The organism is Pseudomonas sp. B14(2017) (assembly GCF_002113255.1).
GTDB classification, from domain to species: domain Bacteria; phylum Pseudomonadota; class Gammaproteobacteria; order Pseudomonadales; family Pseudomonadaceae; genus Aquipseudomonas; species Aquipseudomonas putida_Z.
In genome coordinates this window covers 172,410-182,205 of the sequence record NZ_NEJY01000013.1, presented here as the reverse complement: position 1 = coordinate 182,205, position 9,796 = coordinate 172,410, and the positions used below count along the sequence as shown (strand labels likewise).

Below are 9,796 nucleotides of genomic sequence, written 5' to 3'. Positions count from 1 at the left end.
CCGCCATGACCACCGCCGCCGCCACTACCACCACCTCCGCCGCCATGGCCACCACCGCCGCCGCTGCCTCCGCCACCACCACCGTGACCGCCACCGCCACCACCGCCACCATCCTTCGCATACGCGCTGGAGGTACCGCCAATGGAGTCAGGCACCAACACGGCCGAAGCCGACAACACTGCACCGATAGCCAAAGCCAACAAGCATTTCCTGAGCATGATGAGCCTCCGCTTGGAGTAGCACCGGGTTGCACGACGCACCCTGTGATTTCCGGCCCCCCTTGGGGCAACCTGCAAACCAGCGCGGCCTTCCATCTGCAGCGGTTGAACGAGATCCTTCAGGGCCTGCCGGCCAAATATTTCAGGATGTTTCTTGATTTTTGAGCGTAGCCACGCCGCTGCGCTTGTCACCGACCGGTCATCAGAATGGCTGGCTCGCCAAAGGCCGCTGCACCATGGCCTGGCGAGCCGGGTTGCTCAGGAGGCCGCGCGGGGCATCAGATCATACGGGTGCTTCCACCCTGGCAACGCCTGGATTCGCGCCTTCCATGCCTCGATGTGGGTGAACTGTGCCAACGCAATGCCAGTGTCCTCCGGCATGAACACATACCCGGCCAACGACAGGTCAGCGATCGTCAGCCGGCCACCGACCATGAATGGCGTCTTCGCCAAGTGCGCGTCGACAATACGGTAGGCTGCCACGGCACGTTCACGCAGGAACCGGGTCACGTCCGTTTCGCCGGTTTTCTTCAGGCAGAAAAGAAAGCGCAGCGCCGCGTAGTAACTGGTGAACTTGTGGTTGTCGAACAGCATCCAGCGCCAGATCTCGCGCTTTTCGTCTTCGTCGCGGGGGCCGAACTGCCCGGTTTTCTCCGCAAGGTAGTCAAGGATCAGCGCAGACTGGGTGAAGGATTTGCCGGCGTGCTCCAGCACCGGCACCTCGCCCTGCTCGTTCACTTCGTCGCGCCAGACTTGTTCGCGAGTCTGACCATTGAAGAAATCGACGAACACCGGCTGCCAGTCCTGGCCTGTGAGCTCAAGCATCAGGGCGGCCTTGTAGGCGTTACCGGATTCGGCGAAACAATGCAGCTTGTAGTCGGGCATGGGTGAGATCCTTCAGTATCCATTGAATGATTGGGCCATCAGGCCGAGCAGATCACGCCTGGCCCGACAGGGTCAATGCGCGCAGCCAGAACATCTTATTCCCCGTCCCTCCCGTCATAGTCCCCACCCGGACGCCAATGCCATAGTGGAGAAAACAACACGGATAAAATCCCATGTACAGAAACACCTCTACCCCCGCGGACGACAACGGTTGCGGCTGGTTCCACCTCAGCCCCGGGCGCCAGCCACGCGCCGCGCACCGGGGGCGGAGCGAGGCGCGTTGGGTGGTGCTCGGGGCAGGCTTCACCGGCCTTGCCGCCGCGCGGCAACTGGCGCTGCATCACCCTGACGACGAGGTGATCCTGGTCGAAGCCCAGGAGGTTGGCTTCGGCGCCTCGGGGCGCAACTCCGGCTTCGCCATCGACCTGCCCCACGACATCGGTGCCGCCGACTACATCGGCGACCTGCCCACCGCGCGGATGAACCTCAAGCTCAACCTGCGCGCGCAGGCGATCCTGCGCGGGCTGATCAACCAGCACGGCATCGACTGCCAGATCCGCCCGGACGGCAAGTACCAGGCGGCGGTCGAGGACAAAGGCCTGGCCGTGCTCGAGGCGTACCGCAGCGGCCTGGAAAAACTCGGCCAGCCCTACCAGATGATCGACGCCCGCGACCTGCCCGAGCACTTCGGCACCGCGTTCTACCGCAAGGCACTGTACACCCCGGGCACCCAGCTGCTGCAACCGGCCGCCCTGGCCAAAGGCCTGGCCGACAGCCTGCCGGGTAACGTGACCCTGCACGAGCGCACCACCATCACCCACATCGAGCAGGGCCGGCGCATCACCCTCAAGCATGCCAACGGCGAGATCGTCGCCGACCAGCTGCTGCTGACCAACAACGCCTTCGCCTCGCACTTTGGCTTCCTGCCCGGCCGCCTGCTGCCGATCTTCACCTACGCCAGCATGACCCGCCCGCTGACCGAGGAAGAACAGGCGCGCCTGGGCGGCAAGGCCAGCTGGGGCATCATCCCCGCCGACCCGTTCGGCAGCACCCTGCGTCGTACCCCGGACCAGCGCCTGCTGGTACGCAACAGCTTCAGCTTCAACGCCGACGGCCGTGCCAACCCGCGCCACATTGCCCGCGCCGGGCGCCAGCATCGCGAGTCGTTCGAGCGGCGCTTCCCGATGTTGTCGGGCATGCCATTCGAATACACCTGGGGCGGCTCGATGTGCCTGTCGCGCAACCACCTTTCGCACTTTGGCACCCTTGCCCCCAACGTGCATGCGGCGCTGTGCTGCAACGGCCTGGGCATTACCCGTGGCACCGCCACCGGCACCCTGCTGGCCGACTGGCTGAGCGGCGAGCACGACGAACTGATCGACTTTCTGCTCGGCTCGGCAGGCCCCAACCGCAACCCGCCGGAGCCGCTGCTGAGCGTGGGCGTCAACCTCAACCTGCACTGGGGCCAGCGCCGCGCCGGCCTGGAAAGCTGACAAGGAGGCACTATGCATAGCCTGGGCATTCTCGGGGTCGGCGAGCTGACCGAAAAAGTGGTCATCGGCCTGCGCCGCAGCGGCTTCGACGGGCCCATCCTGCTGTCACCGCGCAATGCGCAACGGGCAACCCTGCTGGCCCGGGAGCACGCTTGCGAGGTACTGACGAGCAACCAGGCGGTGGTCGACCAGGCCGAGCTGGTGATCCTTGGCGTGCGCCCGCATTCGCTGGGCGAACTGGCAGGCGAAGTACGCCTGCGCCCCGGCCAGCGCCTGGTGTCACTGGCTGCCGGGGTGAGCCTTGGGCAACTGGCAAGCGCCTTCCCCGGCGCCCTCTGTGTGCGTGCGATGTTGTCGTATGCCGCGCAGTACAACCAGTCCACGGTGGTGGTCTGCCCGCCGGATGCGCTGACCACGCAATACCTCGGGCCACTGGGCAAGCTGGTAGTCCTGCGGGGTGAGCCCGAGTTCGAACTGGCCACCGTGGCAGCCTGCATGAATGGCTGGTTCTACTTCCTGCTGCACGACCTGCAACAGTGGCTGATGGACAAAGGCCTGCCGGCGGCCGAGGCACGCGCACTGGTGCTGGGCAACCTGCAGGACTGCGTGGCCAGCGCCGGGCAGCAGCCAGGATACACGCTCAAGGCCCTGGGGCAGGCCATTGCCACCCCCGGGACCTTTACCGCCGATGGGCTGGAGGTGCTGATGCATCAGCCGGTGAGTGCCACCTGGGGCGCGGCGTGCGAGGTGGTGCTGGATGGGTTGTTGACCCGGTCGCGGTTGGCTGACCGATAGGTTTTTCCTGCACCGGCCCTATCGCCGGCAAGCCAGCTCCCACAAGGGCTCCACAGGGCTCAAGCCATGCGCTGTACCTGTGGGAGCTGGCTTGCCGGCGATAGGGCCATCAGCCTCACCGCAAATCTGCAACTGTCCGACAGCAGCATCCAACGACCCGTCCCAGCCGTTATATGGCCCGCCATCAGGCCAGTGCGATAGTGCTGCGCAATCCCTGCATGAACCAAAGGAACCCATACGTGAGCCAAGTCCTGACCGTAGTCCGCAACGCCCCCGCCTCCCCCTTGGGCACCCCGGCCCCTGCCCGCCTGCCGATCGGCGAACCCGTCGCCCAGGCTGCCACCGCCCAGGACCAGACCGACCAGGCCGTCGGCGCCAGCATCGGTGTATGGGAAAGCAGCCCGGGGGTGTTCCGCCGTCACCTGAAAAACCGTGAATTCAGCCACATCGTCAGCGGCTCGTGCACCTTCACCCCCGACGGTGGCGAGCCGGTGGAGCTGCGCGCGGGCGACGCGGTGCTGTTCCCGGAAAACTGCGAGGGTGTGTGGGACATTCGCGAAACCCTGCGCAAGACCTACGTGCTGTTCTAAGGAAACTGTCGATGATCGAACGTATCAACCCCGGCCCACGGGCCAGCCAGATGGTGCTGGTGGATGGCCGCATCGAAACCTCGGGCATCGTCGCCCTGCAACCGGGCGACATCGCCGCGCAGACCCGCTGCGTACTGGCGCAACTGGAGCAGTGGCTGGCGCAGGTCGGCGCAGGCAAGGGCAACCTGACCCGCGTGCAGATCTGGCTGGCCGACATGGGCGAGTTTGCGGCGATGAACGAGGTGTATGACGCCTGGGTTGGCGATCAGCCACCAGTGCGGGCTTGTGTAGGCGCGGCCTTGGCGACAGCGGATTACCGTATCGAGATCCAGGCCTTCGGCCAGCTCTGATAACCAGCGCGGTCCCTGTAGGAGCGGCCTTGTGTCGCGAAAGGGCTGCGCAGCAGCCCCGGCAATTTATGCATTTGCGCTGAAACCCTGGGGCTGCTGCGCAGCCCTTTCGCGACACAAGGCCGCTCCTGCAGCGACCGCGATCCACAGCAGGAAGAGCGCCAACCGCTCACAACTCCGGGTCCAGCCCCACCTTGTCACCATGCCAGTCAAACCGCTCCACCTCATGCCGCCGCTTGCGGAAGCTGTACGGCGTCTCGCCATACTGCTTGCGGAACCACAGGATGAAGTGCGACGCATCGGAAAACCCGCACGCCAAGGCAATGGTGGTGATGTTCTGGCTGGTATTCACCAGCAACCGCCGGGCATGGTCCAGGCGCAGCTTGCGCCAGTAGTTGGCCGGCGGTTCCTGGGTATTGGCGACGAACTCGCGGTGCAACTGCCGGGGGTGGGTGCCCACCGCTTCGGCCACGGCCTTGAGCGTCATCGAGGCATCCAGGTTGGCCCGCATGAAGCTGATCGCCCGCTGCACCCTGTCGTTCTGGTACACGCATTCGCTGGCCGCCTTGCCCTCCTGCTCGTCGGCACGCTCGTCCACCAGCAGGTATTCCAACCCCTTCTGCGCCCGCACCGCGCCGCAATGCCGGCGGATCAGGTTGGCTGCCAGGTCGATGGCGGTGCCACCCGGGCAGGTGATGATGCCGCGGTCATCCACATAGCTCTTGTCGATCACCGCCGTGGACAGCGGGAAGCGCTCCCTGAACTCATCGCGCAAGGTGAAATGCAGGGCGCAGCGCCGGCCATCCAGCAGCCCGGCCTTGCCCAGCACGAACGAGCCCGAACACAGGGCGATGATCGGGATATTCGCGGCATGCACCTCGCGCAGCGCATCCAGCAACCAGGCCGGCGGGTTGCGGGTTTCGTCCAGCAGGCCGCCGGCCAGCACGATGTAGTCGTACTGGGCGAACAGGTTCAGCGGCTTGGTCGGCGAAATGGGCATGCCGCAGCTGGCGGTGATCGGCTGGTCGTCGAGGGTCATCCAGTCCCACTGGCAAAACACCTGCTGGCTGCGGAACGACTTGTCGGCGGCAAAGCGCAGCGAGTCCACAAGCCCGGCCACCGGCACCAGGGTGAAGTGGTTCATCAGCACGAAACCCACCCGCAGTTCCGGCTTTACCTGCGCAGCGATGACAGGGGCATGCGCCGGTTCTTCCCGTTGTTCTATTTGTTGTTGAGCAACCATGGACGCAAGCCTCATGACATTCGCAATAGCGCCATTCTAAAGTGCGCCCTGCGTCCGTCATATCATATGCATCCCCACAAATAGGAAATCCGTGACAAAAGGCGGCACCGTTCTATCAATTGTCATGACTGTAATATCGGCCCGCCGGCCCGGCTGAGCATCATGTGCCCACAAGACAAACATGCTCAGAGGCACCCCTCATGTACCGTGGATTCTGGTATGCCCAGGCGCTTGACCTGGACAGCGACCTCGCCCCTGCCCTGCAGGACTCGATTCAAGCCGACGTGTGCATCGTCGGCGGTGGCTTCCTTGGCCTGTGGTCGGCCATCCGCCTGAAAACGGCCCACCCGGAAAAAACCATCGTCATCGTCGAGCGCGACCGCTGCGGCTCCGGTGCCAGCGGGCGCAACGGGGGCGTGGCTACCAACTGGTGGGGCAAGTACCTGTCGGTGCGCACCATCTGCGGCGACGTCGAGGCTCGGCGCATCTGCCAGGCCGCCGAGTCGGCCATCGACGAGATCGGCAGCTTCTGCCAGGAACACGGTATCGACGCCCAGTACCGCAAGGACGGCTGGCTGTGGACCGCGACCAACCAGCGGCAGATGAACTCTTGGCGCGTGCTCACCGACGGCCTGCAGAAGCTCGACGTCAACCCGTTCCAGGAGCTGGACCGCCAGACCATCCGTGGCCGGGTCGGCTCGCCGCTGGTGCTGGGTGGCATCTACGACCCCAACGCCGCCACCGTGCAGCCGGCCATGCTGGCCCGCGGCCTGCGCCGCGTGGCGCTGAAGCTGGGCGTGCAGATTTTCGAGAAGTCGCCGTTCACCCACCTGGAACGCGGCAAGAACCCGGTGGTACACACCGCCAAAGGCCATGTGAAGGCCAACCACGTGGTACTTGCACTCAACGCCTGGGGCGCGCAGTTCCCCGAGCTGCGCCGGATGATCGCGATCATGTCCAGCGACATGGTCGCCACCGCGCCGGTCAAGGCCAAGCTCGACGCCATCGGCTTCAGCGGCGGCGAATGCATGACCGACTCGCGCACCGTGCTCAACTACTGGCGCAACACCCCGGACGGGCGCGTGGTGTTCGGCAAGCCGCTGGGCCAGTTCGCCTATGCCGGGCGCATCGGCAACCTGTATGAAAAGCCGTCGCCGGCCGCCGACAAGGTTGCCGCCGAACTGCGCCGCCTGTACCCGCAACTGCAGGACGTGCCAGTGGTCAGCAGCTGGACCGGGCCGATCGACCGGGCCATGAAAGGCTTGCCGAACTTCGGCTACCTCGACCATCACCAGACTGTCAGCTACGGCATCGGTTTTTCCGGCAACGGTGTGGCCACCACGGTGTTCGCCAGCCGCATCATCAAGTCGCTGGCCACCCATGCCAACGACGAATGGGCCAACTGTGGCCTGGTCAACCAGAAGATGAAACTGCTGCCGCCAGAGCCGTTCCGCTTCTTTGGCGCACACCTGGTGCGCGATGCGCTGGTGCGCAAGGAATCGCTGGAGGACCACGACCAGGACGCCGGCTTCATCACCCGCCAGCTGGTCGGCATGGCACCCGCCGGCTACGTGCCCGCGCAGAAAAAATAAGGACAATACCGTGAGCGAACATATCGTCTTCCTCGACGACGAAGGCCTGGCGCCTTCCACCCGCCTCAAGCGCCCTGACTGCGAGCACAGCTGGCAGCAGTTTGCCTACACCCACCCCGACCAGGTGCTGGAGCACCTGCAGGACGCCACCGTGGCGCTGACCTGCAGCGTGCCGCTGCGTGAAGAGCACCTGCGCCAGCTGCCCAGGCTGAAGATGATCTCGCTGGCCCTCACCGGCCGCGACATCGTCGATGTCGCCTACTGCGAGGCCCACGGCATCGAGGTGTCGAGCGTGCCGGGCTATGCCGCCAACACGGTGGCCGAACACAGCCTGGCGATGATCCTCGAACTGTTCCGCCGCCCGGCCGCCTTCACCCGCCTGATGCGCCAGGTGCATGCCGGCGACAAGCCGCACCAGAACATCTACTTCAACCACCGCATCCGCGATGTGCGCGACAAGCAGCTGGCGATCATCGGCAGCGGCCCGATCGCCCTGCGCCTGGCGCACCTGGCGCGGGCGTTCGGCATGCAGGTGCTGTTCGAGGACCGTGGCGGCAAGCGCAAGGGCCCCGACTGCCGGCCGCTGGCCGAACTGCTGAAAAGCTGCGATGTGCTGTCGATCAACTGCCCGCTCACGCCCGAAACCTACAACCTGATCGACGCCGGGCAACTGGCGTTGATGAAGCCCGATGCCTTGGTGATCAACACTGGCCGTGGTGGCGTGGTCAACGAAGCGGCGCTGATCCAGGCACTGCAGCAAGGTCGCCTGGGCGGCGTGGCACTGGATGTGGTCGAGGTAGAGCCGCTGCACCCGAGCAACCCGTTGTTCCAGCTGATCGACCGCGATGACTTCCTGCTCAACCCGCACATCGCCTGGAGCAGCGAAGACGCCATGCAACAGTTGATGGACAGCGCCGTGGACAACATCAGCGACTTTGTCGCCCGCCAGGTTTCTGAAAAAAGGATTCGCACCGCATGACCCTCGTGACCAAGAGTAGCTACGTCGATGGCGCCTTCATCCCCCTGGGCAGCAGCGCCGACATCCTGGAGAACCGCAACCCGTCCCACCCGGGTGAAGTGGTCGAACGCTTCGAACGCGCCGGCCAGGTGCTGACCGAACAGGCCATCGCCGCTGCCCGCCGGGCGCAGCCGGCCTGGGCGCGCAGCAACCCGCAGCAGCGCGCTGACGCGCTGGACTTCATCGGCACGGAAATCCTCGCCCGCCGCGAGGAGCTGGCCACGCTGCTGGCCCGCGAAGAAGGCAAGGTGGTGCGCGAAGCCCTGGGCGAAGTGGACCGGGCCGGGCGCTCGTTCAAGTTCTACGCCCAGGAAGCCCTGCGCGCCGAAGGCGAGAAGTACCAGTCGGTGCGCCAGGACGTGGCCATCGATGTGTTCAGCCAACCGCTGGGCGTGGTCGGCATCATCGCGCCGTGGAACTTCCCCATCGCCATCCCGGCGTGGAAGATCGCCCCGGCGCTGTGTTTTGGCAACTGCGTGGTGTTCAAGCCGGCCGAACTGGTGCCGTCCTCGGCCTGGGCCCTGGCCGAAATCATTTCCCGCGCCGGGTTGCCGGCGGGCGTGTTCAACATGCTGATCGGCCCGGGGCGCAGCGTGGGCGACACGATCATCCGCTCGCCACTGGTCGATGGCATCAGCTTCACCGGCTCCGAGCACACCGGCCGGCAGATCGCCCGGTTGGCGGCCGAAGGCATGAAGAAGGTGCAACTGGAGATGGGCGGCAAGAACCCGCTGATCGTGCTGGATGACGCCGACCTGGAGCAGGCGGTGGAGGTGGCGCTGAACGGCTCGTTCTACAGTACCGGCCAGCGCTGCACGGCCAGCTCGCGGGTAATAGTGACCGCCGGCATTCATGACGCCTTCGTCGCGCGCCTGGCCGAGCGTACCCGCGCGCTGCAGGTGGGCGATGCGCTGCAAGCTGGCACCGACATCGGCCCGGTGGTCGACAGCCGGCAACTGGAGCAGAACCTGTCGTACGTGGCCGCCGGCCTTGAACAGGGCGCGAAGCTGGTGTGCGGTGGCGAGCGCATCGACAACCCGGCGGGGGCGTATTTCTTTACCCCGGCGCTGTTCACCGAAGTGACCGCGGACATGCGCATCTACCGCGAGGAGATTTTCGGGCCGGTGCTGAGCGTGCTCAAGGTGCGTGATTACGAGGAAGCCTTCATTGCCGCCGAGGACACCGCCTTTGGTCTGTCTGCCGGGATCGTCACCACCTCGCTGCGCCATGCCGAGCATTTCAAGCGCAACAGTTCGGCGGGGATGGTGATGGTCAACCTGCCTACGGCCGGGGTGGATTACCACGTGCCGTTTGGTGGGAATGGGGCATCGAGCCTGGGCTCGCGGGAGCAAGGGACGCATGCGCGGCAGTTCTTTACCCGGGTGAAGACCACTTACCAACTCGCCTGACAGGGCCCTATCGCCGGCAAGCCAGCTCCCACAGGTACTGCACAGGCCTTAAGGGCAGCGCGGTCGACGTGGGAGCTGGCTTGCCGGCGATGGGCTGCGCAGCAGCCCCGGCAATCTCCAGCGTGAACAAGGGAACTACCACCCCACCTGCGCTTTCTTAAACACTGAGTGGTTCAATTACTTGGGCTTCATGCTACTGGAGA

Annotated in this window: 9 protein-coding genes and 1 pseudogene; 7 read left to right on the top strand and 3 right to left on the bottom strand. The window is 65.3% G+C overall.

Going from position 1 to position 9,796, the window contains the following annotated elements:
* Positions 1-218 (bottom strand): annotated as a pseudogene (locus tag CAG34_RS29330) (hypothetical protein); the annotation flags it as partial.
* A 258-nt stretch (positions 219-476) separates the two neighbouring features.
* Positions 477-1,103, bottom strand: a complete 627-nt coding sequence (locus CAG34_RS15645; RefSeq protein ID WP_085591063.1) for a glutathione S-transferase family protein — start codon at positions 1,101-1,103, stop codon at positions 477-479.
* A 173-nt stretch (positions 1,104-1,276) separates the two neighbouring features.
* Between CAG34_RS15645 and CAG34_RS15640 the strand changes: the two genes are divergently transcribed.
* The 4 genes from CAG34_RS15640 to CAG34_RS15625 all read left to right on the top strand — a co-directional run bounded on the left by CAG34_RS15640 (position 1,277) and on the right by CAG34_RS15625 (position 4,331).
* On the top strand, positions 1,277-2,596 hold the full coding sequence (locus tag CAG34_RS15640; RefSeq protein WP_085591061.1) for an FAD-binding oxidoreductase: 1,320 nt from the start codon (positions 1,277-1,279) through the stop codon (positions 2,594-2,596).
* A 12-nt stretch (positions 2,597-2,608) separates the two neighbouring features.
* The gene (locus CAG34_RS15635; protein WP_085591059.1) at positions 2,609-3,391 is read left to right on the top strand and encodes an NAD(P)-binding domain-containing protein; all 783 of its coding nucleotides are present in this window, start codon (positions 2,609-2,611) and stop codon (positions 3,389-3,391) included.
* A 239-nt stretch (positions 3,392-3,630) separates the two neighbouring features.
* Positions 3,631-3,981 carry a cupin domain-containing protein gene (locus tag CAG34_RS15630; protein ID WP_085591057.1) on the top strand — a complete coding sequence of 117 codons (351 nt, stop codon included), beginning with the start codon at positions 3,631-3,633 and terminating at the stop codon, positions 3,979-3,981.
* Positions 3,982-3,992: 11 nt separating this feature from the next.
* Entirely contained in the window at positions 3,993-4,331 is a 339-nt protein-coding gene (locus CAG34_RS15625; RefSeq protein WP_025338716.1) for a RidA family protein, read from the top strand.
* Between the two features lie 169 nt (positions 4,332-4,500).
* On the opposite strand, the gene CAG34_RS15620 is transcribed toward CAG34_RS15625, so the two are convergent.
* Positions 4,501-5,574, bottom strand: a complete 1,074-nt coding sequence (locus tag CAG34_RS15620) for a GlxA family transcriptional regulator (RefSeq protein ID WP_025338715.1) — start codon at positions 5,572-5,574, stop codon at positions 4,501-4,503.
* Between the two features lie 200 nt (positions 5,575-5,774).
* Between CAG34_RS15620 and CAG34_RS15615 the strand changes: the two genes are divergently transcribed.
* Genes CAG34_RS15615 through CAG34_RS15605 form a run of 3 tightly spaced genes read left to right on the top strand, consistent with a single transcriptional unit; the run spans position 5,775 to position 9,593 of the window.
* Complete coding sequence (locus CAG34_RS15615) at positions 5,775-7,166, top strand: FAD-binding oxidoreductase (RefSeq protein ID WP_085591055.1); 1,392 nt, start codon at positions 5,775-5,777, stop codon at positions 7,164-7,166.
* Between the two features lie 10 nt (positions 7,167-7,176).
* Positions 7,177-8,145: an NAD(P)-dependent oxidoreductase gene (locus CAG34_RS15610; protein WP_025338713.1), complete on the top strand. Its 969-nt coding sequence runs from the start codon at positions 7,177-7,179 to the stop codon at positions 8,143-8,145.
* The gene (locus tag CAG34_RS15605; protein WP_085591053.1) at positions 8,142-9,593 is read left to right on the top strand and encodes an aldehyde dehydrogenase family protein; all 1,452 of its coding nucleotides are present in this window, start codon (positions 8,142-8,144) and stop codon (positions 9,591-9,593) included. Before CAG34_RS15610 ends, CAG34_RS15605 begins: the two co-directional genes overlap by 4 nt.
* The last annotated feature ends 203 nt before the right edge of the window (positions 9,594-9,796 follow it).

Bases quoted from the DNA above. Each gene is read 5' to 3' on its own strand.
- CAG34_RS15620 (WP_025338715.1), bottom strand. From the start codon at position 5,574: ATGGTTGCTCAACAACAAATAGAACAACGGGAAGAACCGGCGCATGCC.
- CAG34_RS15625 (WP_025338716.1), top strand. From the start codon at position 3,993: ATGATCGAACGTATCAACCCCGGCCCACGGGCCAGCCAGATGGTGCTG.
- CAG34_RS15635 (WP_085591059.1), top strand. From the start codon at position 2,609: ATGCATAGCCTGGGCATTCTCGGGGTCGGCGAGCTGACCGAAAAAGTG.
- CAG34_RS15640 (WP_085591061.1), top strand. From the start codon at position 1,277: ATGTACAGAAACACCTCTACCCCCGCGGACGACAACGGTTGCGGCTGG.
- CAG34_RS15615 (WP_085591055.1), top strand. From the start codon at position 5,775: ATGTACCGTGGATTCTGGTATGCCCAGGCGCTTGACCTGGACAGCGAC.
- CAG34_RS15645 (WP_085591063.1), bottom strand. From the start codon at position 1,103: ATGCCCGACTACAAGCTGCATTGTTTCGCCGAATCCGGTAACGCCTAC.
- CAG34_RS15605 (WP_085591053.1), top strand. From the start codon at position 8,142: ATGACCCTCGTGACCAAGAGTAGCTACGTCGATGGCGCCTTCATCCCC.